30 protein-coding genes are annotated in these 26,462 nt (G+C 73.4%); 13 read left to right on the top strand and 17 right to left on the bottom strand.

Annotated features, from left to right (window positions below; all coding sequences use genetic code 11):
* Positions 1-191 precede the first annotated feature (191 nt).
* Genes ACZ6S8_RS18790 through ACZ6S8_RS18780 form a run of 3 tightly spaced genes read right to left on the bottom strand, consistent with a single transcriptional unit; the run spans position 192 to position 2,391 of the window.
* Entirely contained in the window at positions 192-1,121 is a 930-nt protein-coding gene (locus tag ACZ6S8_RS18790; protein WP_469457056.1) for an ABC transporter permease, read from the bottom strand.
* Entirely contained in the window at positions 1,118-2,005 is an 888-nt protein-coding gene (locus ACZ6S8_RS18785; RefSeq protein ID WP_469457054.1) for an ABC transporter ATP-binding protein, read from the bottom strand. Before ACZ6S8_RS18785 ends, ACZ6S8_RS18790 begins: the two co-directional genes overlap by 4 nt.
* The gene (locus tag ACZ6S8_RS18780) at positions 2,002-2,391 is read right to left on the bottom strand and encodes a GntR family transcriptional regulator (protein WP_469457052.1); all 390 of its coding nucleotides are present in this window, start codon (positions 2,389-2,391) and stop codon (positions 2,002-2,004) included. Before ACZ6S8_RS18780 ends, ACZ6S8_RS18785 begins: the two co-directional genes overlap by 4 nt.
* 179 nt (positions 2,392-2,570) lie before the next feature.
* Between ACZ6S8_RS18780 and ACZ6S8_RS18775 the strand changes: the two genes are divergently transcribed.
* From ACZ6S8_RS18775 to ACZ6S8_RS18765, 3 genes are all read left to right on the top strand, one after another.
* The gene (locus ACZ6S8_RS18775) at positions 2,571-3,266 is read left to right on the top strand and encodes a FadR/GntR family transcriptional regulator (protein WP_469457050.1); all 696 of its coding nucleotides are present in this window, start codon (positions 2,571-2,573) and stop codon (positions 3,264-3,266) included.
* Positions 3,263-4,651, top strand: a complete 1,389-nt coding sequence (locus tag ACZ6S8_RS18770; RefSeq protein WP_469457048.1) for a hypothetical protein — start codon at positions 3,263-3,265, stop codon at positions 4,649-4,651. The genes ACZ6S8_RS18775 and ACZ6S8_RS18770 overlap by 4 nt, the downstream gene beginning before the upstream one ends.
* A 140-nt stretch (positions 4,652-4,791) precedes the next feature.
* The gene (locus ACZ6S8_RS18765; RefSeq protein ID WP_469457046.1) at positions 4,792-6,702 is read left to right on the top strand and encodes a GMC family oxidoreductase; all 1,911 of its coding nucleotides are present in this window, start codon (positions 4,792-4,794) and stop codon (positions 6,700-6,702) included.
* On the opposite strand, the gene ACZ6S8_RS18760 is transcribed toward ACZ6S8_RS18765, so the two are convergent.
* Positions 6,690-7,427, bottom strand: a complete 738-nt coding sequence (locus ACZ6S8_RS18760; RefSeq protein WP_469457045.1) for a GNAT family N-acetyltransferase — start codon at positions 7,425-7,427, stop codon at positions 6,690-6,692. The two genes, ACZ6S8_RS18765 and ACZ6S8_RS18760, sit on opposite strands and share 13 nt — an antisense overlap.
* Before the next feature lie 169 nt (positions 7,428-7,596).
* On the opposite strand from ACZ6S8_RS18760, the gene ACZ6S8_RS18755 reads away from it, so the two are divergent.
* Positions 7,597-8,145 (top strand): hypothetical protein, encoded by a 549-nt coding sequence (locus tag ACZ6S8_RS18755; protein WP_469457043.1) that lies wholly within the window; start codon positions 7,597-7,599, stop codon positions 8,143-8,145.
* A 67-nt stretch (positions 8,146-8,212) separates the two neighbouring features.
* Positions 8,213-8,782 carry a DinB family protein gene (locus ACZ6S8_RS18750; protein ID WP_469457041.1) on the top strand — a complete coding sequence of 190 codons (570 nt, stop codon included), beginning with the start codon at positions 8,213-8,215 and terminating at the stop codon, positions 8,780-8,782.
* A 105-nt stretch (positions 8,783-8,887) separates the two neighbouring features.
* Here ACZ6S8_RS18750 and ACZ6S8_RS18745 read toward each other — a convergent pair whose 3' ends face one another.
* Together ACZ6S8_RS18745 and ACZ6S8_RS18740 are read right to left on the bottom strand one after the other, a co-directional pair.
* Complete coding sequence (locus ACZ6S8_RS18745; protein WP_469457039.1) at positions 8,888-10,897, bottom strand: ATP-binding cassette domain-containing protein; 2,010 nt, start codon at positions 10,895-10,897, stop codon at positions 8,888-8,890.
* 462 nt (positions 10,898-11,359) lie between these two features.
* The gene (locus ACZ6S8_RS18740; RefSeq protein WP_469457037.1) at positions 11,360-11,800 is read right to left on the bottom strand and encodes a MerR family transcriptional regulator; all 441 of its coding nucleotides are present in this window, start codon (positions 11,798-11,800) and stop codon (positions 11,360-11,362) included.
* Positions 11,801-11,895: 95 nt separating this feature from the next.
* Between ACZ6S8_RS18740 and ACZ6S8_RS18735 the strand changes: the two genes are divergently transcribed.
* From ACZ6S8_RS18735 to ACZ6S8_RS18720, 4 genes are all read left to right on the top strand, one after another.
* The gene (locus tag ACZ6S8_RS18735) at positions 11,896-12,369 is read left to right on the top strand and encodes an O-methyltransferase (RefSeq protein WP_469457035.1); all 474 of its coding nucleotides are present in this window, start codon (positions 11,896-11,898) and stop codon (positions 12,367-12,369) included.
* A 225-nt stretch (positions 12,370-12,594) separates the two neighbouring features.
* On the top strand, positions 12,595-13,137 hold the full coding sequence (locus ACZ6S8_RS18730; protein ID WP_469457033.1) for a GNAT family N-acetyltransferase: 543 nt from the start codon (positions 12,595-12,597) through the stop codon (positions 13,135-13,137).
* Positions 13,138-13,523: 386 nt separating this feature from the next.
* The gene (locus ACZ6S8_RS18725) at positions 13,524-13,898 is read left to right on the top strand and encodes a hypothetical protein (protein WP_386531398.1); all 375 of its coding nucleotides are present in this window, start codon (positions 13,524-13,526) and stop codon (positions 13,896-13,898) included.
* A 189-nt stretch (positions 13,899-14,087) separates the two neighbouring features.
* The gene (locus ACZ6S8_RS18720; RefSeq protein WP_469457450.1) at positions 14,088-14,462 is read left to right on the top strand and encodes an ArsR/SmtB family transcription factor; all 375 of its coding nucleotides are present in this window, start codon (positions 14,088-14,090) and stop codon (positions 14,460-14,462) included.
* Positions 14,463-14,558: 96 nt separating this feature from the next.
* Here ACZ6S8_RS18720 and ACZ6S8_RS18715 read toward each other — a convergent pair whose 3' ends face one another.
* The 6 genes from ACZ6S8_RS18715 to ACZ6S8_RS18690 all read right to left on the bottom strand — a co-directional run bounded on the left by ACZ6S8_RS18715 (position 14,559) and on the right by ACZ6S8_RS18690 (position 18,288).
* The gene (locus tag ACZ6S8_RS18715) at positions 14,559-15,089 is read right to left on the bottom strand and encodes a hypothetical protein (protein ID WP_469457031.1); all 531 of its coding nucleotides are present in this window, start codon (positions 15,087-15,089) and stop codon (positions 14,559-14,561) included.
* A 75-nt stretch (positions 15,090-15,164) separates the two neighbouring features.
* A complete protein-coding gene (locus ACZ6S8_RS18710) occupies positions 15,165-15,617 on the bottom strand; it encodes a hypothetical protein (RefSeq protein WP_469457030.1) in 453 nt (150 codons plus the stop codon).
* A gap of 12 nt (positions 15,618-15,629) precedes the next feature.
* Positions 15,630-16,172: a GNAT family N-acetyltransferase gene (locus tag ACZ6S8_RS18705; RefSeq protein WP_469457028.1), complete on the bottom strand. Its 543-nt coding sequence runs from the start codon at positions 16,170-16,172 to the stop codon at positions 15,630-15,632.
* 69 nt (positions 16,173-16,241) lie between these two features.
* Complete coding sequence (locus ACZ6S8_RS18700; RefSeq protein ID WP_469457026.1) at positions 16,242-16,931, bottom strand: hypothetical protein; 690 nt, start codon at positions 16,929-16,931, stop codon at positions 16,242-16,244.
* A gap of 180 nt (positions 16,932-17,111) precedes the next feature.
* Positions 17,112-17,294: a hypothetical protein gene (locus ACZ6S8_RS18695; protein WP_469457024.1), complete on the bottom strand. Its 183-nt coding sequence runs from the start codon at positions 17,292-17,294 to the stop codon at positions 17,112-17,114.
* A 253-nt stretch (positions 17,295-17,547) separates the two neighbouring features.
* Positions 17,548-18,288, bottom strand: coding sequence for an NUDIX hydrolase (locus ACZ6S8_RS18690; protein WP_469457022.1), 741 nt, complete (start codon positions 18,286-18,288; stop codon positions 17,548-17,550).
* Between the two features lie 275 nt (positions 18,289-18,563).
* Between ACZ6S8_RS18690 and ACZ6S8_RS18685 the strand changes: the two genes are divergently transcribed.
* Positions 18,564-19,301, top strand: coding sequence for a translation initiation factor IF-2 (locus tag ACZ6S8_RS18685; RefSeq protein ID WP_469457020.1), 738 nt, complete (start codon positions 18,564-18,566; stop codon positions 19,299-19,301).
* 46 nt (positions 19,302-19,347) lie between these two features.
* Here ACZ6S8_RS18685 and ACZ6S8_RS18680 read toward each other — a convergent pair whose 3' ends face one another.
* Together ACZ6S8_RS18680 and ACZ6S8_RS18675 are read right to left on the bottom strand one after the other, a co-directional pair.
* Positions 19,348-20,310 carry an ArsR/SmtB family transcription factor gene (locus ACZ6S8_RS18680; protein WP_469457018.1) on the bottom strand — a complete coding sequence of 321 codons (963 nt, stop codon included), beginning with the start codon at positions 20,308-20,310 and terminating at the stop codon, positions 19,348-19,350.
* A gap of 258 nt (positions 20,311-20,568) precedes the next feature.
* Positions 20,569-20,907 (bottom strand): DUF6355 family natural product biosynthesis protein, encoded by a 339-nt coding sequence (locus ACZ6S8_RS18675; RefSeq protein ID WP_469457016.1) that lies wholly within the window; start codon positions 20,905-20,907, stop codon positions 20,569-20,571.
* 410 nt (positions 20,908-21,317) lie between these two features.
* On the opposite strand from ACZ6S8_RS18675, the gene ACZ6S8_RS18670 reads away from it, so the two are divergent.
* A complete protein-coding gene (locus ACZ6S8_RS18670; RefSeq protein WP_469457014.1) occupies positions 21,318-23,039 on the top strand; it encodes a PKD domain-containing protein in 1,722 nt (573 codons plus the stop codon).
* A gap of 63 nt (positions 23,040-23,102) precedes the next feature.
* Here the strand turns inward: ACZ6S8_RS18670 and ACZ6S8_RS18665 are convergent, their stop codons facing one another.
* Entirely contained in the window at positions 23,103-23,294 is a 192-nt protein-coding gene (locus tag ACZ6S8_RS18665; RefSeq protein ID WP_469457013.1) for a hypothetical protein, read from the bottom strand.
* Positions 23,295-23,427: 133 nt separating this feature from the next.
* Here ACZ6S8_RS18665 and ACZ6S8_RS18660 point away from each other — a divergent pair, with 133 nt between their 5' ends.
* Positions 23,428-24,297, top strand: a complete 870-nt coding sequence (locus tag ACZ6S8_RS18660) for a helix-turn-helix transcriptional regulator (RefSeq protein ID WP_469457011.1) — start codon at positions 23,428-23,430, stop codon at positions 24,295-24,297.
* A 19-nt stretch (positions 24,298-24,316) separates the two neighbouring features.
* On the opposite strand, the gene ACZ6S8_RS18655 is transcribed toward ACZ6S8_RS18660, so the two are convergent.
* Positions 24,317-25,183, bottom strand: coding sequence for a hypothetical protein (locus tag ACZ6S8_RS18655; protein ID WP_469457009.1), 867 nt, complete (start codon positions 25,181-25,183; stop codon positions 24,317-24,319).
* Positions 25,180-25,524: a PadR family transcriptional regulator gene (locus tag ACZ6S8_RS18650; RefSeq protein ID WP_469457007.1), complete on the bottom strand. Its 345-nt coding sequence runs from the start codon at positions 25,522-25,524 to the stop codon at positions 25,180-25,182. The genes ACZ6S8_RS18655 and ACZ6S8_RS18650 overlap by 4 nt, the downstream gene beginning before the upstream one ends.
* 324 nt (positions 25,525-25,848) lie before the next feature.
* Between ACZ6S8_RS18650 and ACZ6S8_RS18645 the strand changes: the two genes are divergently transcribed.
* Positions 25,849-26,364, top strand: coding sequence for a hypothetical protein (locus ACZ6S8_RS18645; RefSeq protein WP_469457005.1), 516 nt, complete (start codon positions 25,849-25,851; stop codon positions 26,362-26,364).
* Positions 26,365-26,462 lie beyond the last annotated feature (98 nt).

Below are 26,462 nucleotides of genomic sequence, written 5' to 3'. Positions count from 1 at the left end.
CACCGGAGGGGGCGTTCGTCGGCACTGTAGGACGCGTGCGGATCCCGCCGCCGAGTATCCCGGCGTTGCCCCCGCGGGGACCCGTGAGGCCTTAAGCTGCCAGGTCACGGCGGTGGGCTTCGGCGTCCGGCCGGACGGCCGGACGGCCGGCCCGGCCTTCGCGCGGCAGTCCGGGGACGGGGTGTGCGGCGTCAGCCGTGCCGGGTGCGCAGGAGGCGGAAGGCCGCGTAGAGGGCGCCGGCCGCCAGGGCCAGCAGGATGCCGGACTCCAGGAACTGCGTCGGCCAGTAGTGGGAGGCCGGGTGGAAGTCGGCGTACCACGCGGTGACGCCGAGGTCCGCCGGGCAGTCACCCAGGTCGTGGGTCCGCTCGAAGCAGGTGTACTCGGGCAGGCGCTCGCCCGCGGCCGTGAGCAGTCCCGTGTCCGTCATGAAGGCGGACGGCGGCAGCACGGCGATGTTGCCGCCGATCGGTGCGGTGGCGGTCTCCACGGGCAGGAGTGACCACCGCACGGCGCCGAGGCCCAGGAGCGCGAGGCCCGTGGCGAGCCCGGTGACGGCCATCGCGGCGAGGGTGCGCCGGATCAGCTGGCCCACGAGCGCGCCGACGGCCACGCCGAGCAGGCAGGAGGCGACGAGCACCGGGCCGGAGGCCTCGTACGCTCCCCGGTCGGCCCAGTGCAGCTGGTACGTGCCGGACACCCGCGCCCAGCCGAGGCGGTAGATCCCGACCAGGACGGCCGAGCCGACCACCGCGACCACCACGGCCACCAGGACCTTGGAGCCGAGCCAGGCCCTCGGCGTGGTCGACTGGGTCAGGGCGAGCCGCCAGGTGCCGCTCTCCATCTCGCGCGCCAGCATCGGCCCGGCCACGAACGCCCCGACCAGCGGGGCCAGGAACAGCAGGCCGGTACCCGCGTACTGCATGCACAGACGCAGCAGGCGGTAGCCGTGGTTCGGGATCGAGAGGTACGGGTCGGGGGAGTCGGGGTCGTTGGCCCACAGGCGCAGGGCGACCACGGCGACGAGGCCGGCGGTCAGGGCGACGGCCACCGTCCGGAGCACGAGCCGGTGCTGCCGCACCGCGAGCCAGTACGGGCCCTTCGGGGCGAGCGCGCTCATGCCCGTACCCCCTCGGCCGTGCGGGAGTCGTCGGCGGCGAACGCCGGGGCGTCGGGGGAGCGCAGGTGGGCGAGCAGGAGTTCCTCCAGGGACGGTTCGGCGGTCTGCCAGGTCCGGGTGTCGACGGGTCCCCGCGGTCGCACGAGCGCGACGAGTCGGCGGCCCGTGGTCCGGGCCTCGACGACGGTGTGCGGCGCGAGATCGGCGGAGGCGGCGGCGGGACCGGTGAGCAGCCGGTGCGCGGAGACGACCTCGTCGACGGGGCCGGAGAGGCGGACCCGGCCGCCGTCGACGAGGAGCAGGTGGTCGCAGGCGCCCTCCAGCTCGGTGAGGATGTGCGAGGACATCACCACGGAGGTGCCGTTCTCGGCGGCGTCGGCCATCAGCACGCCCATCAGCTGGTGTCGGGCGAGCGGGTCGAGGTCGGCCATCGGCTCGTCCAGCAGGAGCAGTCCGGGGCGTTTGCCGAGGGCCAGCGCCAGGGCGAGCCGCGTGCGCTGGCCGCCGGAGAGCGTACGGACCCGGGAGTCCGGGTCGAGCGTCCCGCGTGCGGCGATCCGCTCCGCGGTCGCCGCGTTCCAGCGGGCCGGGTTGAGCTCGCGGCCCATGCGCAGGGTCTCGCCGACGGTGAGCTGCGGGTAGAGCGGCTTGTCCTGGGCCACGTACGCGAGCGTTTCGCGCGACGGGGCGCGGATGACGCCCTCGGTCGGGCGGACCAGCCCCGCCGCGAGGGACAACAGGCTAGATTTTCCTGCTCCGTTGGGTCCGACGAGCGCGCACACCCGCCCCGCGGGCAGCCGCAGGGAGACATCGCGCAAGGCCCAGGCGCCCCGGCGCCCGTAGCGCAGGCCGAGGCCTTCCGCCTCGATCACGGTTTCCGTCATGCGTCGCCGTCCCCCTCGAAGTGCTGTTCCAGTACGGATGTGAAGAGCGCGGCGGCGTCGTCCCGTTCCATCCCCGCGTTCCGGGCGCGCCGTGCCCAGTCGGCGAGTTCGTCGCGCAGCGGGGAGTCGGCGGGCGAGCCGCCCAGGGACCTCCGGATGAAGGTGCCCATGCCGCGCTTCGCCTCGACGAGCCCTTCGCGCTCCAGTTCGCGGTAGGCCTTGAGGACGGTGTTCGGATTGATGGCCGTGGCCTCCACGACCTCGCGCGCGGTCGGCAGTTTGTCGCCGGGCTCCAGCAGGCCCAGGCGCAGGGCCTGCTTGGTCTGCTGGACGATCTGGAGGTACGTGGCGATGCCGCTGCGCCGGTCGATCCGGTATTCCAGCACGACAACACCACCCTTTCACTAGGTAAGTAGTGAAAGGGTCGGGCACGGCCGGTGACTTGTCAACTGACGCCTGGGGAACGGTGGATGGGGCTGATTCGGGTGACCGCGCACCCTTGACGCTCCTCGCCGAGCAGTGGTTCAGTGGCTGAGCCACTGGACCACTGCTGGGGAGGCCGGGCGTGGAAGCGCTGCCACGAGAGACGATCGTCGACGTACTGGAGGACCGGCTCCGCGAGGACATCCTCAACGGCCGCCACCGGGCCGGAAGTTACCTGCCGCCCGAGCGTGAGCTCTCGGACGGCTACGGCGTCACCCGCACCACCCTCAAGCACGCCTTCGGGCGGCTCGTCCAGGCCGGGTTCCTGGAGACCAGGCACGGAGTCGGCACCAGGGTCCGCGACTACGCACGCCTCGGCGGGGCCGACCTGCTGCCGTCCCTGATCCGGCACAGCCCCGACTGGGTGCGAGAGGTCTTCGAAGTGCGCCGCAGCATCGGCGCCCTGATCGCCTCCCGGGCCGCGGCGAAGGCGACCGACGCCCAGGTCGCCGAGCTGCACGGGCTCCTGGCCGCGCTACGGGGGGCCGCGGGCGGCGAGGACGCCCAGCTCGCCGACGTCGAGGTGCACCGCGGCCTCGCGCGGGCCACCGGCAACCGTGTCTACGTACTCCTCACCAACACCCTCTTCAACGCCTACCTGCCGTTGCGCGGCGCCCTGGTGGCGCCGTTCGCCGACGCGGTGGCCGCCCACGAACGGCTGCGGCCCGTCGTGGAGGCGGTGGCCGCCCACGACGAGCGGGCGGCGCACACGGCGGCGGACGCCTACCTGGCCGCGACCGAACGGATCATGCTCGACGCGCTCGGGGGGACCCGGTGAGTGGCCGCGGCACCGTCTTCACGGAAACGCTGCTCGGATCCGTCCGGCTCGCGGGCGAGGAGCACGACCGGGCCGTCCGCCTCGACCTGCGGGCCGAAGCCGCACGCGTACTCGATCCCCGGCGCACCACACCGGCCCGGCTGACCGGCCGGGTCCGGATCGCCGGACGCGCCGACGACCCCGCCGCGGAAGGCGAGATGGAGATCTCGCCCCTGGCCCGCCGCCGGATCCGCTACCGGCTCGCGTTCACCCTGGACGGCCGCCGTGTGGAACTCGACGGATGGAAGTCGGTCGGACTCCGACACCCCCTCACCTCGATGACGGTCCTGCCGTACGTGCTGCGCGCCGACGGACGGCCGGCCGGCGAAGGCGTGCTGCGGTTCCCCCTCGCGACGCGACTCGCGCCGTTCCTGGGCAGTTTCCGCTTCCCCCGACAGGACGACGCCGCCCGGCACGCGGCCCCCCGCTGGAAGGGCGAGCCGGGACGGACCGAGGTCTGGTACACCACGCTCACCGACCCGGCGACCGGCACCGGCGTGTGGGTGCACCACGAACTGACCGCCCCCGCCGACGGATCCCCGGCCTTCGCCCACGGCTGGGCAGCCGTCTTCCCCCCGGACGGCCCCGTGGAGCACGCCCGCTTCGGACCGGAACCGTGGGAACGCCCGGCCGGGGGCTACGCCGCCGCCGGCGTCGTCGCGGGCCCCGGCAGGATCACCGGATCGGCCGGCGCCCTCACCTGGGACCTCGCCGAACGCCCGGACGACACCCCCCTCTACACCTTCCCGCGCTGGTCCTGGCGCCGCCCGCTGCTCCCCGCCGCCCAGATGCTGCCCGCGGCCGGCGCCTCGTACGACGGGCAGGTCACCCACGGCGACCGGAAGCTGGTCCTGCGCGACGCCAGGGGAGCCTCCGCCCGGATCTACGGACACGGCAACGCGGAGCGCTGGGGCTGGCTCCACGCGGACCTCGGCCGGGGAGACGTCCTGGAGGTCGTCGCCGCGGTCTCCACGCGCCCGGGACTGCGGCGGCTGCCCCCGCTGGTGTTCCTGCGGCTGCGCCGCTCGGGCCGCACCTGGCCCCGGCGCGCCGAGCGCTCCGCCGTCGGCTGGGCGGGCGCGGGCCGCTTCCGGGCCCGCCTGGGACTCCCGGTATGGACCGTGTCGGGCCGCGCCGGCCTGCGCCGCATCCACGTCGAGGTCACCCAGCCCGCCGAACGCACCCTCACCCTGGACTACACCGACCCGGACGGCACACCGGCCGTCTGCCGCAACAGCGAGCGGGCGGACGCGGTGGTGCGCCTAGAGCGCTGGTGGGGGCACTGGCGCCCGGAAGCCACGTGGCGCCTGCTGGGGACGGCCCACGCGGAGGTCGGCGAGCACTGACGCCCGAACCGCCGGACCGCTGCGTCCGCGGCGGGCCGTGCCCGCGCCCCGGCCTTGGCGCCGGGGACTCCGGTCCGCCACCGGCCTCCTCCGCCACCGGCCCACTCCGCCCTCTCCCGGCCGTCACCGAAAGGCGCGCGATGTCCCGACCGACCGATGCCACCCCCACCGCACACGGCCCCTACGCCGGACTCGTCGCCGCCCTCCTCGCCGACGACCGCTCGGCGGCCTGGACCGCCCGCGTACCCGGCCGGCTCGAGGCCGTCCTGGCCGCCATGCCCGCCCCGGCCCGAGCGGGTCTCCGTACGGCCGCCGCCGCGGTCGACGGCTACGCCCTGGCGCGCACGGGCCGCCGACTCGCCGGCCTCGACGCCGACGCGCGCGAGTCGGTGATGGCCGCGCTGGCCTCGCGGCCCGCTCTGCTGCCCCTGCTGGACGTGCTCAAAGTGCCCGTGCTGCTCGCGGCCGGGACCGAACGCATGCTCCACCACGGAGCGCGGAGCCTGCCCTTCGCGCCGCCGGACGATCCGCCGCTGGACTGCACCCCCGCCCCGCACTGGCCCGCGCGGGCCACGGCTGACGCGGTGGTGGTCGGCTCCGGCGCCGGTGGCGCCATGGCCGCGCGGACCCTCGCCCGCGCCGGACTGAGCGTGGTCGTCCTCGAAGAGGGCCGCCACAACTCGACGGCGTCGTTCGGCCGCCGGACCCCGCTGGACCGCTTCGGGGAGCTGTACCGCGACGGCGGCGCGACGGTGGCCGTCGGCAGCCCGCCCCTGGTCGTTCCGGTCGGGCGGGCCGTGGGCGGCACCACCGTCGTCAACTCCGGTACCTGCTACCGCACTCCCGGCCACGTCCTCGACCGCTGGAGCTCGGCGTTCGGATTCCACCTCGCCGACGGCTTCGGCCCGTACCTCGACGACGTCGAGCGCACGCTGCGGGTGGCCACCCAGCCGATGGACGTACTGGGCCGCAACGGCCGCCTCGCCCTCGCGGGCGCCGAGCGGCTCGGCTGGACCGCGTCCCCGCTGCGCCGCAACGCGCCGGGCTGCAAGGGCTCCTGCCAGTGCGTGGTCGGCTGTCCCACGGGGGCGAAGCAGAGCGTCCAGCTGTCGGTGCTGCCCGACGCGTGCGCGGCCGGAGCCCGCATCGTCACCGGGGCCCGCGTCCTGCGGATCCTCACCGAGCCGGACCCGCCCGGCGGCGGGACGCCCCGCGCCGCCGGCGTCCTCGTCCGGCGCGAGGACGGCACCGAGTTCGAGATCCTCAGTCCGTGCGTCGTCGTCGCCGCGGGCGCCCTGCAGTCGCCGCAGCTGCTGCGCCGCTCGGGGCTGGGGCGACACCCCCGCACCGGCCGGAACCTGAGCGTCCATCCCGCCACCAGCGTGGCCGGCCGGTTCACCGAGGAGGTCACCGCCTGGGAGGGCGTACTGCAGAGCGCCGGAGTGGAGCAGTGGCACGACCAGGGCATCCTCATCGAAGCGACCGCCACACCCCCGGGCATGGGCAGCTTCGTACTCCCCGGGGTCGGACGGGAGCTGCGCGCGGAACTGGAGGGCGCGGGCCACCTGGCCACCCTCGGCGCCATGATCGCCGACCGGCCCTCGGGCCGCGTCCTGGGGCGCGGCCGCACCCTGCTGCGCTACGACCTGGACCGCCGCGACGCGGGCCGGCTCATGGCGGCGGTACGGGCCATGGGCCGGCTCCTCTTCGCGGCGGGAGCCGTCGAGGTGCTCACGGGGATCCCTTCGGCACCACGGGCCCGGTCCGTCGGCGAGCTCGACGCGCTGCTCGGCGGGGTGACTGCTCGCCACCTGCACCTCTCCGCCTTCCACCCCACCGGCACCGTCGCGGCAGGGGCCGACCCGCAGACCGCGCCGGCCGACGCCCGGGGGCGCCTGCGTGGCGTACGGGGCGTCCTGGTCGCCGACGGTTCCGTGCTCCCGAGCTGCCCCGAGGTCAACCCGCAGCTGTCCGTCATGGCCGCGGCGCTGGCGGTCACCGAGGCGCACGCGGACGACGCGGACCGCGGGACACAGGGTCAGCTGTCCTGACGGGCGGATCCACCGGGGCCGGAGCCGTCGCCGGAGCCGTCGCCGGAGTCCGCGCCGGAGCGGGATTCCGGCTCGGGAGCGACATCGCCGGCGGGGTCGCGCCACATCGCCCAGAGGGTCGGACCGCCGTCGGGCAGCCGCAGCTCGCCGGTGACCCGGAAGCCGAGCCGCTCGTAGAAGGGGACGTTCGACGGCTTGCTGGACTCCAGGTACGCGGGCCGGCCGAGGCGGTCGCACTGGGCGGTCTGCTGGCGCACGAGCGCCGAACCCGCTCCGACGCCCTGGAACGCGGGGTCGGTGCCCAGGGACGGCAGGTACCAGTGCGGCGCCCGCGGATGAGCCTCCTGGAGGGAGTTCTCCACGTCGGCGGCCCGCCGCAGCCCGTCCGTCCCGAAGACGCGCGCGTAGCGCGGCAGGGCCGCCAGCTCCCGTACCGCCGAGGGCTTCCACCGGCCGGGCCCCGACCACAGTGCGGCCGCCAGCAGCTGTCCCTCCGCGGTGGCGGCCACCCGGACGCCGCCGGCCCGGGGACGCTGCTGCCGCTGGAGCAGGCTGAAGAAGCGGGCGGTCCTGCGCTCCCGGTCGGACGGGTCGGGGAACATCCAACCCATCACCGGGTCGTCGGCGAAGGCACGGGCGAGCAGTGCGGCGACGGCGCCGGATTCCGTCGGCCGTGCGCAGCGGATCCCGTACCCGGCGGTCAGTGGCGCTGTAGGTGCGTTCATCGGGCCACGGTAGGCAGCGACGCGCGGTGCCCCCGCTGTCCGCCCGCGGACACGCGGACAAATGCCCTGATCACCCCCAAAAACTCCCCGAGGTGTCCCGAGCTGACGTGCCGCTTACGGGTGGTCAGGCGACAGTGGAGGGTCGTCACATCGTCAGAGGGACCTACCGATGCCCATCCGAGTCCGCAAGGCCACCACCCGCGGTGTCGCCCTCGGCGGCCCCTCGGCGACCGCCCGCCCCGGTGCGGCGACGGCAGCCGCGACACTCCTGGACGAGCGGCCTTCGCCGGACCGGCGAGCGGTGACCCGGCTGCGCCTCACCTGCCTGTACGGCGGCGTGTTCATGATGGCCGGGACGGTCCTGCTCGCCGTCGTCTCCGTGTTCGCGGTGCAAGCGCTGAACGAGGGACGCGAACCGGTCCTCGACCTGGAGGCCGGTACCTCGGTCGTCGTACGGAACAGCGCCTGCCTGCAACCGGTTTCCGGCACCGACGCGGGACGGGTGGACGACGTACTGGACGCCTGCCTGACCCACCAGCGGCAGCGGACCCGCGACTCGATCGTGTCGTTCTCGCTGCCGGCCCTGGCGGCCCTCGCCCTCCTGTCGTCCGGCGCCGGATACGCGATGGCCGGGTACGCGCTGTCGCCCCTGCGGCGGACCACCCGCACGGCCCGGCGCGCCTGGGCGCAGGAGGACCGGTTCGTCTCCCGTCCCTGAAGCCCGGCGCGGCGCTCCGGCCGGACCCGGTCATATCCCGTGGCGCGTCCGGTCCGCACGGACGAACATGGCACGCATGAACGATCAACCAGCACGATGGAGCCAGGCGACCGTCTACCCCGACATGTGGGCGAACCCGGACGACGACCCCCGCAACAACGAGGGGCCCGGCCCCGAGGGCGAACTCGCGACCCTGCGGGGCTACCTGGCCGACTACCGCATGACCCTGCGGATGAAGTGCGAGGGCCTGGACGCCGAACAGCTCGCCCGCCGCTCGGTCCCGCCGTCGACGATGTCACTCCTCGGGCTGGTACGGCACCTCGTCGAGGTGGAACGCGACTGGCGGAACTGGATCGACGACGCCGACCCCGTGCCGAAGCTCTACGGCAGGCGCGACGCGGACTTCGACGGAGCCGTCGGCGAACAGGCCGAAGTCGACGCGGCGTTCGCCGCACTGGCCCGGGAGCAGGCCGCGACCGACGCCGCGCTCGCCGAGCACCCGGATCCGGGCGAGCGGCTGCGCAAGGACGGCATCGCCGTCCGGGACCTGATGGTGCACAGGATCGAGGAGTACGCCCGTCACTGCGGACACGCCGACCTGCTGCGCGAGTGCGTGGACGGAAGGGTGGGCCAGTGAGCCCCGCCCCGGGGTCCCCGGCGCCCGCGGGCCGGGCGGGCCCGCCGCGCTGAACGGGCGGTCAGCCGGGCCCGGCGCCGCCGGGGAGGACCCGGAGCGTCCGGCTCAGGTACGGTCCTGCGCCCGCGGGTCCGCCGCTCGGTCGCGCTGCCCGGGGAGGCTCTCGGCGAACGCGGAGGCCTGCACCGTGTACGCGGCGCGGAAGTCGCCGGTGCCGCCGTCCTCGTCCATCAGCTCGGCGAAGGTGCCGGACTCGGCGACCCGCCCGTCCTTCAGCACGTGGATGACGTCGGCGTGCCGTACGGAGTGCAGCCGGTGCGTGATCAGCACGATCGTCTGGCCGGTCGCGGCGAGGGCCCGGATCTGGTCGAAGACCTTCTGCTCCGCGACCGCGTCGAGGGCGCTGGTCGGCTCGTCGACCACCAGGATCTCGGCGTCCTTGTACTTCGCCCGGCTGATTCCGATCTTCTGCCACTGTCCGCCGGAGATCTGGTGCCCTCCGCGGTAGCCGCGCGCCAGCAGGGTGCCGAGCCCGCGGGGCAGTTCGGCGAGGACGCCGTCGGCGCCTGAGTAGGCGGCCGCGGTCCGCACCGCCCCGTCGTCGATCGGACGCGTGGGCCGGCCGATGCCGACGTTGACGCGGAACGTGAACGGCCAGTGGTAGAACGACTGGCTCATCAGGGCGACGCGCGCGAAGATCTGACCCCGGTCCGCGGTGGCCGCGTCGACGTCGTCCCACCAGATCGTGCCGCCGCCCTCGTCCGGGAGGTACAGGCCGGACAGGAGCTTGATCAGGGTGGACTTGCCGGAGCCGTTCTCGCCGACGAGGGCGACGACCTTGCCCATGGGGAAGGCCAGGGACACCTCGCGCAGGGTCGGTTCCACCGGTTCGCCGGCGCTGCCCGGGTAGGTGAACGTGACCTTCTCGAAGCGGACCTCCCGCAGGCGCTCCGGCAGCGGTGCGCCGCCGGCCGGGATGGCGCGTACCCCTGCCTCGGTGCACAGGCGCTCGTAGTCGGCGACGAACAGCGATTCCTGGTGCAGGTCGGTGATCTGCAGCACGAGGCTGTCGAGGCTGGAGACTCCGGTCCGGATCGCGAGGACCGCGGTCCCTGCGACGGCGAAGTCCATCCTCCCGCTCCACAACAGCAGCCCGAGCGCCCCGTACGTGAGGAGCGTCGCGATCCCCCCGGCGCCGTCGGCCCTCAGGCCGATCCGGGCGGCGTTGCGGGCCAGACGGGTCTGCTCGCGCTCGCTCGTCTCGGCCATGCTCCGGAAGTGACCGAGAAGGAACGGGCCGACCTCGTGCACGCGGACCTCGGCGGCCGCCTCCTGCTGCGTCAGGAGCTGGCCGAGCAGATGACCGGCGCGTGCGTGCTGCACGAAGGTGTGGAACGAGATGTAGCGCTGCTTGGAGATCGTCAGGGAACTCCACGCGCTCGGCAGGGTCATCAGGACGAGGAGCGGCAAGAGCCCGGGGTGCAGAACGGTGAGCACGCCGGCCGCGGCGACCAGCGAGATCGCCGAGTTCAGGGTGTTGGTGCAGTACCGGATCATCCGGCGCGCGGAATCGGCTCCGTACCGGGCGGCGTCCAGCAGGCGGTGGAACTCGTCGTCCTCGATCGCAGCCAGCTCCACCCGGTGCACCAGCCCCAGGTACCGCTCGGTCGCCACCCGCTGGACCTTCGGCTCCAGGGCACCGGTCGCCGCCGTCGACGCGGACCGCAGCAGCGACCCCGTCAACGCCGTCACCGCGACCACGATGAGCGCGGGAACCGCGCGGGCCAGCCGCTCGTTGGTCGTGCCGCCGGACAGGATGTGGCCCAGCACGCCGTTCACCGCGACCAGCCCGACGGCCTGGGCGATGCCACGGCCGAGCTCGGCGCCGAGGACCACGCGAAGCGAGCGGGCGTCGGCGCGGTGCGCGAGCCGCACCCCGGTACCGACCATCCGCGGCATGCCCTTCGCCATGTCCCACAGGCCCAGCCTGAGCCAGGCGCCCTCGTGGCGCTCCCAGCCGATGTCGTAGGCCAGTTCCCCGCCGAAGAGCAACCGCTCGGAGTCCGACACGGCCTGCGTGTCGGACTGCTCCGGGTGCTCGGTGTCCTGGCTCATTCGCCCCGCCCCGCAGCCGGCCGGGACGATCCGTTGTCGTGGGTGGCGGGGAGGGCGACGGTGACGGGCGTGCCGGTGCGGGGGTGTGAAGGGGCGGGTGTGGGATGCACGAGAAGGTCCTCCGGCTGGGGGCGTCAGGAAACGGCACTCGGGCGACGGAGAGTTCAACGCGCTTGTATCTCAACGCACTTGCTCTCAGTCGTATGGAGCGGAGGAAGTGAGTACAGCGCAGGAGGGGAGGTGGAGCAGCCGGATCTGGACGACCTGGGTGCCGGCCGGGGCCCAGACGCGGGAAGGCGGGCGTCGGGGCGTACGGTGCCGCGATCGGCACCCGCCTCGTGCGGAGGTTGGCCGGAAGTGGCCGGTGGGAGCCGCCCGTCGCGGAAACCGGTTGCGCCGGCGGCAGCGGAGACCGGGCTGCCCCGAGGGGCGAGGGGCGGGGGCGGTTCCGCGCGGTGCCGGTCAGGACTCCGGGAGGAGGTCGCGCAGGCCGGAACGGAAGGTGGGGCAGTCCAGCAGCGACGGGTGGCGGCAGGTCAGCGCGTGCCCGAGGCGCGCCCGGGCCTGCCGCATCGCCTCGATCCGCTCGTCGATCTCGGCCACCTTGGCCGCCAGGCGCGCGTGCACCTCGGCGGGCGGCGCGTCGAGTACCGCCTTCAGCTCGGCGAGCGTGAAGCCGGTCGCCTGCGCGTTGACGATCAGCGCAACGCGGTCCACCGCCTCCGGCCGGTACGTCCGTCGCAGCCCGTTGCGGCCCGACGACGCGAGGAGCCCGAGGCGCTCGTAGTACCGCAGGGCCGACGGCGCGACACCCGTGGTCCGGGCGACCTCCGCGATGTCGAGTTCCGATCCGGGTCCGGGTCCGGGTCCGGGTCCCGGTCCCGGTCCCTGTTCCGGCGTCACGGTCGGGGCTCACCGCCTTGACTTGAAGTCTGCTTCAAGTGTCACCGTACGGGAGACCCGGCGAGGGCCGGAAGCCACGGAGAGCGGAGCCCGACATGACGAGCCGTTGGAACCGACTCCGCGGCGTGGCCGTCGCCACCGTCGCCGCGGTGCGCAACCCGATCGACGTGCCCGATGCGTTCGCCGACCTGCAGGAAGCCACCCGCCGGCACCGGCGCCCGCACGGCTGCGGGGCGTACGCGTACGGGGAGGGATCGCTCCCGGCGACGGTGGCGGCGGCCGTCGGGGCGCGGCGGATCGTGGAGGTGGGCACGGCGCTCGGCTACACGGCCCTGTCGATGGCGCAGGCCGTACCGCACGCCCGGGTGGACACGATCGAGGCGGACCCCGACCACGTCCGACTCGCCCGCGCCGAGATCGACCGGCGCGGATACGGCGGACGGTGGCCGTACTGCACGGCGCGGCGGAGAGCATCCTGCCCGGACTCGACACCGGCGGCTACGACCTGGCGTTCTTCGATGGCTTCACCCCGACCGCGGACATCGTCCGCGACCTCCACCGGCTGCTGAGGCCCGGCGGAACGCTGCTGGCCGGCAACCTGATCCTCGGCCCGTCCGCCGAGGTGACGCGCCACCTGACCGATCCCGCCCTGTGGCGCACCCACCCCCTCGGGGAGACCGTCCTGTGCGTCAAGCAGGGGGAGTGACGGACCGTTGCCCGTACGACCTGCCCGACCCGGCGCCTGGGCCCCCGGATATCCTGCCTGGTCCTGACCAGGCCAGGGAGGCCCCACCATGAGCAGCACCACGCCGTCCTTCCCCGAGCGGATCGAACTCGCGGGGGAGGGGCTCGTCCTCCGCGACTGGACGGAAGCCGACCTGGCCGCGATGCCGGAGCTGTTCGACCACCCCGACATCGCGCACTGGACGCCGATCGTCTCGCCCTTCGACGCAGCGGCCGCCCGAGCGCGGCTGGAGCGGGCCCGGCAGCTGCGCGCGGAGGGCACGGCCGTCCTGCTCGCCATCACCGTCGACGGCGGCGCGCCGCTCGGCGAGGTCATGCTGCGCCGCGCCCCCGAGGGCACCGAGCTCGGATACGCGGTCGGCCCGGCGCACCGCGGCCGGGCGCTGGCGGTGCGGGCGGTCCGGGTGATGGCCGCGTACGCCTTCGAGGAGCTGGACGCGGAGCAGGTGATCCTGGAGCTGGAGGCGGAGAACGCGGCCAGCGTCTCCGTGGCCACCAAGGCGGGCTTCGGTCTGCTCGACGTCCCGCTGATCACGGGCGAGGAGAAGGGCCGCGCCTACGCCCTGCAGACGTGGGGCCTGAACCGCCCCTGACCGGTCCCGTGGTCCGGTGCGCGCGCAGCGCCGGACGCCGTTGACGCCCGACGCCCGACGCCCGACGCCCGACGCCCGACGCCCGACGCCCGACGCCCGACGTTCGGCACCGGTACGCCGGTCGGGTTCGTCCCGGGTGGCAGCGCTCCTTTTCGGCCGCCCGTGGACGGCACCCCCGCACAGGTTTGGAACGCCGCAAAGGGCCGGGTCAGCGACGGAACCCCCGGAGGCGTCCCGGGCCGGGTGGAAATCACGCCAAAGGCCCGGTTTTCCTCCCGGCGTCGGGGACGCGATCACTAGCGTGGTGAGCGCAAACGGTCCGGTGCCGGAGCGGGCGGGCGACGCGGGTGCCGGGCGTCGACGGAGAAGTGAGGGAGTGGGCGTCGATGGCGAATGTGGAAGTTTCCCTGAAGGAGACGATGACCTCGATCGAGGGCGCGCTGGGGGTCGCCCTGGTGGACTACAGCAGTGGAATGGCGCTGGGCACGCTCGGCGGGGGGAAGGATCTCGATCTGTCGGTCGCCGCGGCCGGCAACACCGACGTGATCCGGGCCAAGGTCCGGACCATGGAGATGCTGGGCCTGCAGGACGACATCGAGGACCTGCTCATCACCCTCGGCACCCAGTACCACCTGATCCGGCTGCTGAAGGGGCGCGGCAGCAACGGCCTGTTCCTGTACGTGGTCCTCGACAAGTCCAACTCCAACCTGGCCATGGCGCGGCACCAGCTCAAGCGCATCGAAGCCAACCTGGAGGTCTGACCGCCGTGTTCCCGGGCCCACGCATGCCCATGAGTTGAAGAAGTCTTCAACTCGGCATATCCGAAACCGCGCATACGCGGCGCGCGTGGGCCCGCCGGACGGAAGGGTGGAGAACGGCAGCCGTGCCGCCACCCGGCCGTCCCGCCGTCTCCCCCCTTCGACCCCTCAACAGCAGGAGCATGCGTGGGAATGCAGGTCCCCCTGTACCAGGCGAAGGCCGAGTTCTTCCGGATGCTCGGGCACCCCGTCCGCATCCGCGTACTGGAGCTCCTGCAGAGCGGACCCATGCCCGTGCGCGACCTCCTCGCCGAGATCGACATAGAACCGTCCAACCTCTCCCAGCAGCTGGGCGTCCTGCGCCGCTCCGGCATCGTCGTCTCCATCCGCGACGGGTCGACCGTCAGCTACGCCCTGGCGGGCGGTGACGTCGCCGAACTGCTGCGCGCGGCCCGCCGCATCCTGACCGAGCTGCTGGTCGGCCAGAGCGAACTCCTCGCGGAACTGCGGGAGGTGGCACCCGAACCGAGCCGTACGGGAACGGCCGCGGACTCCGGCCGGCCCTGACACCTCACGGACGACTGCGGACCGACCGACCGGCGAAGCCTGCCGGTTGCCGGGCCGCCGAAGCCCCCGCCACCGTCTGGCCGGCCGCATGCCCGCTCACAGCCGGTCCCCCACGCCGGCATGTGCCGGAGGGTGCAGCCCGCCACCGTCCTTGCCGTCCTGCGCGCACGATCGTCTGTCGTGGGACTGGTCATTGGGGATGAAGAGCACTCCGGCGACCCGTCCGGGGTCTTCGACGGTGAGCCAGTCGTCGCCCGTGCGGCCACCGTCCGGCTCGGGCCACGCATCGGACGCATGGATCGTCTTGCACATCAACGCGACGCGCTCCTCGTCGACCGCGCAGGCGTCCACCGCGGGCCCGGCTCCCCCCTCGGCGCCGTCGAAGCGGTAGTGGAAGTGGACCTGGTTTCCTTGGGAGGGCACTTGCGGGTGAGGCTCCAGGCGCCAGTCAACGGTCTCGGCGGTGACGCCGAGGGGCCGCCCGGACGTGTCGAGGACCTGCACGCCGACACCGGCCTGACCGCGCTCCGCCGTGCTGTCGGTGCAGCCCCAGTGGGAGGTGCAACCGGAGAGGGCGAGGACCGCCAGAGCCGACGACGCACCGGCAAGCATCCGTACGGGGAACACTCGGATGACCTCCAGTCAGAGTGAAGCGGATGTCCCCGCCGTAGCGGCGCCGCGACTGCGGGCGGCCGAGTGGTGTCAGGTGCGTACGATGCGGGCGAGCCAGGGGGTGAGGGCGATGCCCGCCGGCTCCCGGTACGTCTCGTCGCCGGGCAGGGGCACGACGAGCCACTGCCCCGGGGGGAAGAACCGCCCCTTCACCCAGGCCAGTCCGCCGTACACCGAGCGGAGGAACGCGGGCACGGAGTCCCGGGGGACGTCGAGGAACTCGATCCCGTCGACGGTGATGTGCGCGTCGTCCTCGGGGAAGATCCGGATGCTCACCGACGGGACGCCGGCCAGCTCCACGTACGCCTCGTGCGGCAGCGACCCGTCGGGGTCGAAGACCGAGAACAGGTCGGCGGCCGCGCGGCGCGAGGTCATGTCCGCTCCGATGTCCTCGGTGACCGACACCGCCAGGCCGTACTCGGCCGCGATGGCGCGCACGGCGGCGACGGCGGCTTCGGTGGTGGGGAGGGAGGGGTGGTTCACGGCTTGTCCTTCCTACCTGCGGGGCCGGTGATAGCGGACTTCGCGGACGGGTGAGCCGCCCACGTTGTCGGTGGCGACTGCCCCGTCGGGGGCGAACCCGGCACGCTCGTAGAAGCGCCGGGCGGGCGCGTTGCCCTCCACGACCCACAGGCGCAGCGCCGGCCAGGCGGCGGTGCGCAGGAGCACCTCGGCCATCAGAGCCCGGCCGATGCCGGTGCCTATCAGGTCGGGGCGGGCGTACAGCGCAAACAACTCGCCTTCTCCCGGCGGCAGTCCATCGGCCCGGACCGGTCCGAAGCAGGCCCAGCCCACGACGTGGCCGGCACCGTCCTCGGCCACCAGATCGGTGGCGGTCGAGGCCGGGTCGGCGAAGCGGGCGCGCTGCCACGCGGCGATCTCGGGAACGCTGAGGCCGTCCAGGTACTCCTGCGGCATCAGCCCGGCGTACGCGTGCCGCCATCCGCTGACGCGTACCGCGGACACGGAGTCGATGTCCGGCTCCGCCATCGGACGGACGGTGATCCGGAGCTCGGGGGAGGAGACGGCAGCGGTCATGCGGAGCAGTCTGGCACGTGACGTCCCGCCCCGTGCGTCCGCGTTCCGCGTTCCGCATCCCCGGATCGGTCAGGCGAGGACGTTGACGGCGCGCGCGATGACGAGGCCCAGGATCACCAGGGAGATGACGGACTGCAACGTCATGACGATCTTGGCCCAGGGAGCGAGCGGCATGACGTCGGTGGGGCTCAGCGCGGTGGAGTTGGTGAAGCCGAGGTAGAGGTAGTCGATGTAGCGGGGGCGCCAGTTGGGCGCGTTGAGCTCGGGGGTGAGCTGCTGGGGAAAGGCGAGCGCGGGGGTGGGCGGCATGTGGTGGGCCCGGACGGCCGGCCCGCCGTTGTCGAGCTCGAAGTACAGCAGGGAGAACGCGAGGACGGTGGAGGCCCAGACGCTGCCCCCGGCCAGCAGGAGGGCGGTGGCGGAGTTGGTCTCGGTACCGCCGTGGATGAGGTCGTCGATCAGCCGGACGGTCGACCAGACGGCGCCCGCCACCAGCACGCCGACGAGGGCGACCGACACGCCGCGCAGGGCCCCCGACCGACGGCTGATCCGTACGGGATCGGCCGACACCAGCGCCACCAGGAGCAGCCCTTCGGCGAGGGGGAGCGCCCACCGGGGACCGAGGCGCAAGTCGTCGGGCAGGAGCAGCGTCAGTACGGCGGAGACGATGACGGCCGCGGCCATCGGCCAGCGGCTCTCGGCCCGCACGGGGGCCGGTAGCTGCTGCTCCGGCGGGCGCGGATCGCTCGTACGGTTCATCTCGGAGGGGTCCTCACTCGCTCGAACGCGAGGCAACGATCTTGGGTCACACCGTAGGCGAAGCGCCCCCGGCGACCCGCCCGACACGCCCCGCACGCGCGAGCCCGCCCGACACCCGGGCACCGAGCCCGCGCGGCACCCGTAGGGGGTGTCGTCGAACTCGCTTCCGCCGCTGTCGGGTCAGAGGTTGTCCCACAGCCTGCGCCAGAAGTTGGCGCGTACGTCGCGGATCCAGTGGCCGGTGTTGCAGTGCAGCTTGCGCAGCACGGGCAAGGGCTGCGGTACGGGGCGGCCGCACCATTGGCACGGCTTCGTGCGCCGTGCGGGAGAGTCCGGCGTCCGGGCGCGGTTCGTCTCGTTCATGGGGCCAGTGAACCGGCCTCCCGCCTGCGGCACCTCGGCCGCCCTACTCAGCCGCGCCTGCGTTTCCTACTCAGACCGCTTCCGGTCGGCCGCAGCCGGATCGTGCACGCCCCGCGAACAGGACGAGGCCCCGGGACGTGCATCCCGGGGCCCGGTGGTCCACTTCGCTGACCACCCCGTTCAACGACCGGACGCGCGAGGTGTCACGGCCGGTCCGCAACGGGCTGGGACGCCGTGCCGGAGCGGGATGTCCTCACTGCTCCGCGTACCGGAGGGTGACCGCCCGCAGATAGTCCGCGTGCGGCCCGGCGAACTCGGCGAGCCCGGTCCGGGACCCGAGGAGGGCGATCCGGTCCAGCTCGGGCTCGTGGCCCGACGCCTTCTCGGCCGACAGCAACGCCGCGAACCGCTCCCGCAACCAGGCGGCCGAACGGGGAGGGGCCAGGAAATGGAAGCCGATGTTCCCGTTCCTACCCCGTGTGACGGCCCACGAGGAGAGGCGCTCCGGCGCGATGTGGACACCGATCTCCTCGAGCGCCTCCCGTGCGGCATGCCGCTGCAGTGCCGGCAGATCGAGCGGCTCGTCGGCCGCCGGAGGCTCGGCGGAGCCGCCCGGCAGCTGCCAGCGGCCGGGCGCGGCGGTGGTTGCCGAACCGCGCCCCACCACGAGTTCGCCCGTGTCCGTCGGCTGGAGAACCGTCACGAACACGGACGACGGCCTCCACCCGCTGAAGTCGCGGAGGCGACGCAGGGCACGGTGGCGGTAGGTTGCCCTCGCCCACGACAGGACCAGTTCCCGCTGCCGCCACTCCAGCCCGACGCAGGCGACGAGCGGCCCGTCGAAGAGGTGCGGACTCCTCGCGACCTCCGCGTCCCAGATGCGGTTCATGGCGAGCAGGTCCTCCGGGGACACCCAGGGTGTCGCGGTCTCCACGAGCCGGAGGCTGCTCGGCTCCAGGAACTCGGTACCGGTGTACGGCTGAGGGTCGGTCACCGGTTCATGCTGCCACGGCGGCGCCGGCACGGGCGCCTGTCGGCCCTGAGCGGCGTCACCGGACTTTCGCGGACGAAGGCGGAGGTGGGAGGATCGCCCCGCCGTTCGAACCGGGGCGGGCACCGGGCCCCGGGAGCTCCCTCACCGGTCCCGGGTTCCGCCGGTCGGCGTTTCTCGAACAACGCGGGGTGCGCCCGCAGGTGAGTACGATCGCCCATGCCGGTCCGGGTACGGGAGCGGTTGGCCGCCGTGCGGGGCGACGGAAGGGTGGAGCCATGCGCCGACTCTCCCTCCTCGCACCGCTGTTGCTGTTCGCCGTCGGCTGCGGGGTCATGCAGTCTCCCGAGAGCGAGGCGACGGACACCGCACGCGAGGTGGCCCGAAAGGCGGGCGAGCGGCTCTACGGCCAGAATCCGCGCACGGCGGAGGACGTCGGGCGTTCCGCCTCCGGCATCGACGGGGTGGAGGTGCTGCGCGTGAAGGGCACTTCGACCCATGACGGGGACGGCATCGACGTGGTCGTCCGGACGTCCGGCTCGGCGTACGAGGGGTGGATCGCCCCTCGGGAGGTCGCCGTGCGGCGCTGTTTCGCGGTACGGGTGTCGCCCGCGTCGGAGTGGGGTGAGGATCCCCGCGACGTGGACTGCCCGGACGGGCCTCCGCTCACCTTCGCCCCGCCCCCCGAACCGCCCCGGCTGCTGCCGTACGAAGAGCTCCGCGCGACGCTTCCCCGGGTGCCGGAGGGCGGCCGGGCGGACGAGGCCGAGGTGCGCCGTGCGCTGGCCGCCCTGAACCTGCAACCGGCCGTCCGTACCGAGGTCAAGGCGGAGGGCGGCCGGGTCGGAGTCGTGCTGTCGGTGCGCGGCAACGGATTCGACGCGCAGGACTGCCTGCTGGCCCGCGTGGGCCCCGGCGCCACCGAGGTGTGGGTACCGCCCCGGGTCCAGCGGATGCCCGGAGAAGGCGGATGCGGCATCGGCAACGCCCTGGACCCGAACCCGGCACCGCACTGAGCGCAGCGCGGCGTGGACGGGCCGGCCGCGCACGTCGGGGTCCGGCTCACGGCTCCGGAGCGGTCATGGTCCCGGTCCTCAACAGGGCGAGACCCAGCGGGGTGATGAGGTGGCGCACCGATCCGCCCCGGCGGGTGGTGGTGATCAGCTCCGCGTTCCGGAGCACCGTCGCGTGCTGGCTCGCGGCTGCGCCCGAGACGCCGAGGCGGCGGGCCAGCTCCGTAGTGGTACTGCCGTCCGCGGTCACGCGCAGTGCCGCCGCCCGCGTGCGGCCGAGCAGCGACTCCAGGTTCCGGCCGGGGGTTCTGCCCGGCTCGGCCGGTCCGCTGCCGGTCAGCGGCCCGCGAAGGGCCGGAACGGTCAACCGGGGCGGCTGGGCGGTGTCGAGCGGGTCCCACAGCAGGCTCACGCAGGGCGGTGAGAAGACCGTGGGCGTGATGACCAGCCCGCGGCCCCGCAGGTGCACCTCCACCCGGCGCGGGTACGGAGCTTCCAGGACGGGCGGACGCCAGCGGACCAGGGGAGGGCAGAGGGAGCGCAACAGCAGGTCGGTCCCTCCCTCCAGCACCAGGTTCGCGTAGCGGGACGTCAGGGCGACGAGCTCGGACCGCCCCTGGTGCCAGTAGGGCTCCACGGTCAGCCGGTGGCAGGCGCGCACGGCGTCCGCGAGCTCGCGGCGCGCCTCGCGGTCCCCCTCGGACAGCCGTCTGGCCCACGGCAGGTGCCCGGGACGGAAGTCGAGGCCCGTGAGCTCGCGTCGCAACCGGGAGACCGGAGCGTGCAGCAGGTTGTCCACGGCGTGGTCCAGACAGGGCACGTCACCCATCAGGGCCAGCAGGTCGACCCCCGGGCCGCGCACCGGGAGCAAGGACGTCAGCGGTCCCGTGTCCGCCCCCATCCGGTTCCTGACCGCCGACCGCCAGGGGCGGAAGTGGGGAAGGTCCCGGTTCTCCCGCAGGAGTTCCAGGCTGTAGTAGGTCTCCGCAGCGGCTCCGATCGTCGCCGCCACACGGATCCGCGTGAGATCTTCCGATGTGAAGTGAATGCGTAACACCGGCACGGCCCCCTGCCCGAGCGCTGGAGCAGGTCCGCGCACCGCCCAGCCTTCCCCGGCCGGGCGCACCGCACGCTTTTCGTCGCATTGCTCATCACAGCGGAACAAAGTCGACTGGAAAAGGCTCAAGGATCCGGCCAATCGCCGGATCCTTGAGCCTTCTTGGCCGCTGAGCGGCCACCTCGTCATCGAGCAGCCGGACCCCTCAGCCGGCTACGAGATGGAACAGCCGGCGCCGCCGACGTAGCTCGCGTCCCGGATCTGGCTCTTGAGGCCGAGCCGGGTTTCCTTGGGCCCCACGCAGATGACCTTGTCCCTGCCGCGGACGATGTCGAGCTTGATCTTGATGGTGGTGGGGCCGCAGTGGTTGTAGAACGCGATCTCCCTGCCCGCGAAGTACCCGCACGGTGAGGCCGCGGTCTGCGTCCCGGCCTCTTCGGCTCCGCCGGTGCCACCGGCGTTCGCAGGGGTGATCGTGCTCATCACCGCGGCGGAGCCGACGGCGGCCACCGCCAGCCATCGCCGCATGCCGCCGGTACGTAAGAACTTCATTTTCGCCACACTCCGCTCATGTCGAACGGCTCGGAAAGTGAGCCGCCTCGCAGTGTCAGGAACACCGCTCCTTTGCCGCAGCACACACTGGCAGGCGCGATCCCGGACCGGCAACCCTCTAAGTGGCGGCTTAAAGCCGCAGGTGGGCGGGGTGTGCGGGGTATGGGGCGGAGGAGGCTCCATGGCTGCGGCGTTCCGGATATGCGGAAGCGTTCGAATGGTCGAGGGCCGGTACCCGCCGTTATCCGACGCGCGTTTCTCGATCACAAACCGTACAGACGGTAAAGCCTTGGCCCCTATGGAGTGAATGCGCCAGGAACCCCGTGACCCTTGGCCGGAACCCTTCGTACGGTGGCCCTTCTTCACCCATCACCACCATTGGGGGGCCGGTGCGCAACCACCGACTCGTAATGACCGCTGCCCTCGTGGCGGCCGGTCTCGGCATCGTCCCGGGCACCGCGCAGGCGGCGGATCCCGTGCCCGTCGCGGCCGGCGTCGCCGACGCCATAGCCCGGGCATCCACCTCCGAGGGCTTCCACAGCCCGGCCGACCGCACGATCCGTACCGCCCTGCCCGCCGCCGGGGAAAGCGGCACGGCGAACACCAAGACGAACACCGAGGCGAACGCCAAGACGAGCACCGAGGCGAACGCCAGGACCGCCGCGCCGCAGAGCGCGCAGGCCGCGCCGGACCCGGGGGCCAACGCGGCTCTCGCGGTGGACGTCAGCGGCACCAGCTACACCGCGCACGGGATCGAGCTCACCACCCTGATCACGAGCGCCGACTTCGCGCTCGGCGTCGTCATCGACTGGGGCGACGGCAAGACCGACACGGTCACCGCCCAGGGCAACGCCGAGCTGCACCACTCGCACACCTACGACAAGTCCGGCGAGTACCAGGTGAAGGTGACCGTGACCGACTCGGTCAACGCCGTCCAGGCCGCCAACGGGGGTGCCTTCCTCACCCCCGGCTCCGACTTCACCCCGCACACGCCGACCCGCCTCCTCGACACCCGCAACGGAACCGGTGCGCCCGCGGCCAAGGTCCCCGGTCAGGGCTCCGCGCGGGTGAAGGTGGCGGGCAACGCCGCCGTCCCGGCGGGCGTCACCGCGGTCGCCCTCAACGTCACGGTCACGGAGACCGCCGACAGCGGGTACGTGACCGCCTGGCCCGGAGCGGGCTACGACCGCCCCGGGACGTCGAACCTGAACTACACGGCCAACCGGTCCGTTCCGAACCTGGTGATCGTGCCGGTCGGCGAGGACGGGTACGTGGAGCTCTACAACGGCGGCCCGCAGCCGGTCGACCTGATCGCCGACGTCACCGGCTACTTCACCCGTGCCTCGGCCGGCGGCTACACCTCGATGACGCCCGCCCGTTTCGTGGACACCCGTGAGGGGCTCGGCGCCGCCCGGGGCAAGCTCGCCGCGCGCACGGCGTTCGAGACCCGGATCGGCGGACTGCGGGGAGTGCCCCAGGGCGTCACGGCCGTGGCGCTGAACGTCACGGTGACCGAACCGGAGGCTCCGGGCCACCTGACCGCCTTCTCCGGCTCCGGTCCGGTCCCGACCTCGTCGAACCTGAACTTCGTGCCCGGTCAGACGGTGGCCAACGCGGTGATCGTCCCGGTGGCCGCCGACGGCACGATCAAGGTCTTCAACGGGTCGTGGATGCCGGCCCACGTGGTCGTCGACGTCGTCGGCTACTACAGCAAGGACAGCAAGGCCGCCTTCCTGCCCTTCACCCCGTTCAGGACGCTCGACACCCGCGAGGAGGCCTACGGCTGGGCCGGCGGCCGGTTCGTGGCGCGGGAGTACATCACACAGGGGTTCACGCCCGAGGCCGCGACGGGCGTCGAGGCCTACGTGCTGAACACCACCGTCACCGAGACCGCCGGCGCCGGACACCTCTCGGTCGCGCCGAGCCCCTACCCGCTGCCGGCGGAGGGCGCGCCCGCCGCGCCGTCGGGGCCGCGCCCCGGCTCCTCCACCCTGAACTGGACGACCGGCACGACCGTCCCGAACCTGGTGCAGGCGAGCGACGGGGAGCACGGCGTCGTCACCTTCTGGAACCAGAGCGACCAGGACGCGGACCTGGTGCTCGACGTGTTCGGCGTCTACCAGTCGAAGTGAACCCCGGCCCCTGCCCCGGCCCCGGCGGCGGACGAGGCGCCGGACGAGGCGCCGGACGGGGCGTCAGGCGAGGCGGGAGGCGAGCCGGTACCGCAGGTCGCCGGCGGCCCGGCGGACCTCCTCGGGCTGTTCGGCGTCGTCGAGCAGCCCGAGGAGCACCATCAGGGCCCGTGCCTCGTCCGCGCTGATCAGCTTCAGGCGCGGCTCCGTCACGCCGTCGAGGAATACGTCGAGCAGGTCCAGGGTCTCGTCCATAAGGGGAACAACGTCCGGCGCCCCGCGCGCGTTACAGGCGCGGGACGCCGGCCGGGAGCGAGCCCCTCGTCCGGGCCGTGCCCGGGTACGGCGCACCCCGGCACGGGCGCCCGGGGAGCCCTAGCCTTGCGGCATGACCGACAACGACCTCGGGGACTTCCTGCGTTCCCACCGCGCTCGCCTGCTGCCCGCCGACGTGGGGCTCGTCTCCCACGGAGTCCGACGGGTGGCCGGGCTGCGGCGGGAGGAGGTCGCCGTGCTCGTCGGCATGAACAGCGACTACTACGCCCGCCTGGAACAGGGACGTGAGCGCGGGCCCTCGGCCCAGGTCCTCGACGCGCTCAGTGCCGCGCTGCGGCTGGACGAGGAGGCGCGCGCGCACCTCTACCGGCTGGCGGGCACGGTGCCGGGCGGCGACCGGCCGGCTCCGGGGGAGTCCGCCCGCGCGCCCCTGCGGCACCTCCTGGACGGCTGGACGGACACGCCGGCGTTCGTCCTGAACCCGGCGACCGACCTCCTCGCGGCGAACCCCCTGGCCGACGCCCTGTTCTCGCCGTTCGAACGGGCGGACAACCTCGCCCGGATGATCTTCCTCGATCCTGCCGCGCGCAGGTTCTTCGCGCACTGGGACCGGGCGGCGGAGGCCGTGGTGGCCGCGCTGCGCCACGCCACCGGGCTCGACCCGCACTACCCGCGCCTGCACGACGTGGTCTCCTCCCTCTCCGAACGGAGCCACGAGTTCCGCGCGTTCTGGTCCTCGCACACCGTCCGGGGGAAGACCTTCGACGCCAAGGAGATCCTCCACCCCGACGCCGGGCCCCTCTCGCTCACCTTCCAGTCCTTCGACGTGCGCGGGGCCCCCGGCCAGCAACTGGTGATCTACCAGGCCGAACCGGGGAGCCCCAGCGCCCAGGGCCTCGCCCTGCTCGGCAGCCTCCACGCCACCCGCCGGCGGGAGACCACCGCCACCTGCCGTACGGCTCACCGCCCTTCGACGGGCTGACGGGCTGCCCGTACGGGGTTCAGGCCGTGGGGAAGGGCGCTCCTCCGCGGCGCCGGCGCCGGATGCTCACCGTCGCCGCCGCCGTCAGGCCGAACGCGAGGGGCAGGGCCACCACCTCCAGCGCCCCGGTGAACAGGCCGATTGCGGCGAAGGGCAGGCTCGCCAGGAGAACGGCGGGAGCCGTTCGCAGCCGCGTGAACGCCTGCCGGCCGGCCAGCAGGAGACCGGCGGCCGTCGGTGCGGCGAAGTACAGCAGGTTCTGCGGGTGCGGCAGTGGCCAGAGCGTGGGCGCCAGGGTCAGGGCCGCCGCCCCCGCCAGGGCGGCGGGGAGGGTCGCCGCCGCGTGCGGGCGCGGGTCCGGGCGTACGTCGGGCGGACAGAGCACGGCCACCAGGGCCAGGAGCAGGGCCGGCCCCGTGAAGAACAGCGCGAACTCCAGCCCCAGACCCGGCCGGAGGACCTGCAGGGCGAGGCTCGCCGTGATGCCCGCGAGCACGGTCCAGGTCCCCACCGCCCAGCGGCCGGTCAGGGCCAGCACCGCGCCCAGGAGAACCGCGATGCTGCCGGCCCCCGTCAGGACCACGAGGCCGGTCTGGCCGAATCCGTCGGCGACGCGGAAGGCGGAGACCGTCAGCCTGGTCAGGTACATCGCGTTCAGGCCGACCGCGACGACGGCGAACGGCGCCAGGGCCGCGAGGAGCCGTCCGGTGCGCCCCGCGGAACCGAGCCCGAGCCGCATGCGCAGGGCGTGCCCGGCGATGTCGGCGGCCTCGCGCATCCGGGCGGGCCTGCTCGCGCCGTCGGTGGCCTCGCGATAGGCGTCGGCTATCTCGTCGCCGAACTCGCGCCGGTAGACGGCCGGATAGAGCTTCAGCAGGGCGTTCACGCCGTCACCGCCGTGCCGGAGCCGCCGAGTGCCAGACGGCGGGTCGCCTCTTGGGCGGTGCGCGCGAGACGGGCCGCGTCGGCGGCCAGGACCTCACGGCCGCGGGGGGCCAGCGCGTAGCTGCGACGCCTGCGCCCGTCGACGACCTCCTCCTCGTGGACGGCGATGAGTTCCTGTTCGAGCAGGCGTTCCAAGGCCCCGTACAGGGTGCCGGTGCGCATCTTCGTACGTCCTTCCGAGATCTTCTCGACCTCCTGGGCGATCGCGTATCCGTGCCTCGGGGCATCGGCGATCGCGGTGAGGATGAGCAGGGTCGGCTCGCGCAGAGGTTGACTGTTCACGACGATCACGATAGCTCGGTCACCGACATATGTCGATGACCGACCTATGGGGGCGCCGATCGAAGGGCCGGCGCGGCGTCAGCGCTTCGGAAGGCTCTGGCGCCGGGGTGGAATCGTGTGGTGCCACGCGACGTCAGGTGGCGCCAAGTGGTGCCACATGGCGCCAGGAGTGGTGTCGATCGGGGTGTGTCCGTGCGCGGCGGCACCGCCATTCCTGTTAGCCCCTTTGTGTTTATGCAGGTCAAAGAGGTTTCCGCGAGGTGTGAGCACAAGGTGGCTCACTCACGCTTGCGTGCGGCGCCATTGTGGTGCCATGATGGCGCCATGGACCTGACCCCGTATGTCGACACCCTCCGCCGTGAACTCGCGGTGGCCGCCGAGGCCGGCGGGGAGGACGCCCGCGCCCTGGCCGACCGGCTCACCGCCCCGCTGGAGTCGGCCGCCCGGCTGACCATGCTCAACGTGCTTTCCGACGCGATGAACGAGATCACCCGCGAGCTCGCCCCCGGCTCGGTCGACGTACGGCTGCGCGGGCTCGACCCCGACTTCGTCGTGACGCTGCCGCCCTCGGGCGGCAGCCCCGCGGACGCGGCGGTACCCGCCGAGCCGCTCAAGGCCCAGGCTCCCGTCGAGGGTGACGAGGGCGGCACTGCGCGCGTCAACCTGCGTCTGCCCTCCCACCTCAAGGCGCGCGCCGAGGAGGCGGCGGGCCGCGAGGGCCTGTCGGTCAACGCGTGGCTGGTCAGGGCCGTGTCGGCCGCGGTCGACGGCGGCGGCGCGCCGCGCGCGCCGGAGCGGGCCCGCAGCATCGGACAGAGCTTCACGGGCTGGGTGCGCTAGGGGGTGTCGGCGAAGTCGTTCCTGCCGTGCGGTGTCCGGCACGCACGCTCGCCGCGTTGTCGGGATCGCCCGTGTACATCCGGTACACGGGCGACCCT

This window comes from Streptomyces sp. NPDC048461 (genome assembly GCF_055587105.1).
This window is presented reverse-complemented; position numbering and strand designations above follow the sequence as displayed.

What these genes read in the sequence shown, in the direction of transcription:
- ACZ6S8_RS18760 (WP_469457045.1), bottom strand. Translation starts at nt 7,427, where the DNA reads ATGAACGCACCTACAGCGCCACTGACCGCCGGGTACGGGATCCGCTGC.
- ACZ6S8_RS18730 (WP_469457033.1), top strand. Translation starts at nt 12,595, where the DNA reads ATGAGCAGCACCACGCCGTCCTTCCCCGAGCGGATCGAACTCGCGGGG.
- ACZ6S8_RS18685 (WP_469457020.1), top strand. Translation starts at nt 18,564, where the DNA reads ATGCGCCGACTCTCCCTCCTCGCACCGCTGTTGCTGTTCGCCGTCGGC.
- ACZ6S8_RS18755 (WP_469457043.1), top strand. Translation starts at nt 7,597, where the DNA reads ATGCCCATCCGAGTCCGCAAGGCCACCACCCGCGGTGTCGCCCTCGGC.
- ACZ6S8_RS18645 (WP_469457005.1), top strand. Translation starts at nt 25,849, where the DNA reads ATGGACCTGACCCCGTATGTCGACACCCTCCGCCGTGAACTCGCGGTG.
- ACZ6S8_RS18735 (WP_469457035.1), top strand. Translation starts at nt 11,896, where the DNA reads ATGACGAGCCGTTGGAACCGACTCCGCGGCGTGGCCGTCGCCACCGTC.
- ACZ6S8_RS18705 (WP_469457028.1), bottom strand. Translation starts at nt 16,172, where the DNA reads ATGACCGCTGCCGTCTCCTCCCCCGAGCTCCGGATCACCGTCCGTCCG.
- ACZ6S8_RS18725 (WP_386531398.1), top strand. Translation starts at nt 13,524, where the DNA reads ATGGCGAATGTGGAAGTTTCCCTGAAGGAGACGATGACCTCGATCGAG.
- ACZ6S8_RS18670 (WP_469457014.1), top strand. Translation starts at nt 21,318, where the DNA reads ATGACCGCTGCCCTCGTGGCGGCCGGTCTCGGCATCGTCCCGGGCACC.
- ACZ6S8_RS18745 (WP_469457039.1), bottom strand. Translation starts at nt 10,897, where the DNA reads ATGAGCCAGGACACCGAGCACCCGGAGCAGTCCGACACGCAGGCCGTG.
- ACZ6S8_RS18790 (WP_469457056.1), bottom strand. Translation starts at nt 1,121, where the DNA reads ATGAGCGCGCTCGCCCCGAAGGGCCCGTACTGGCTCGCGGTGCGGCAG.
- ACZ6S8_RS18660 (WP_469457011.1), top strand. Translation starts at nt 23,428, where the DNA reads ATGACCGACAACGACCTCGGGGACTTCCTGCGTTCCCACCGCGCTCGC.
- ACZ6S8_RS18700 (WP_469457026.1), bottom strand. Translation starts at nt 16,931, where the DNA reads ATGAACCGTACGAGCGATCCGCGCCCGCCGGAGCAGCAGCTACCGGCC.
- ACZ6S8_RS18750 (WP_469457041.1), top strand. Translation starts at nt 8,213, where the DNA reads ATGGCACGCATGAACGATCAACCAGCACGATGGAGCCAGGCGACCGTC.
- ACZ6S8_RS18695 (WP_469457024.1), bottom strand. Translation starts at nt 17,294, where the DNA reads ATGAACGAGACGAACCGCGCCCGGACGCCGGACTCTCCCGCACGGCGC.
- ACZ6S8_RS18720 (WP_469457450.1), top strand. Translation starts at nt 14,088, where the DNA reads ATGCAGGTCCCCCTGTACCAGGCGAAGGCCGAGTTCTTCCGGATGCTC.
- ACZ6S8_RS18665 (WP_469457013.1), bottom strand. Translation starts at nt 23,294, where the DNA reads ATGGACGAGACCCTGGACCTGCTCGACGTATTCCTCGACGGCGTGACG.
- ACZ6S8_RS18675 (WP_469457016.1), bottom strand. Translation starts at nt 20,907, where the DNA reads ATGAAGTTCTTACGTACCGGCGGCATGCGGCGATGGCTGGCGGTGGCC.
- ACZ6S8_RS18785 (WP_469457054.1), bottom strand. Translation starts at nt 2,005, where the DNA reads ATGACGGAAACCGTGATCGAGGCGGAAGGCCTCGGCCTGCGCTACGGG.
- ACZ6S8_RS18765 (WP_469457046.1), top strand. Translation starts at nt 4,792, where the DNA reads ATGTCCCGACCGACCGATGCCACCCCCACCGCACACGGCCCCTACGCC.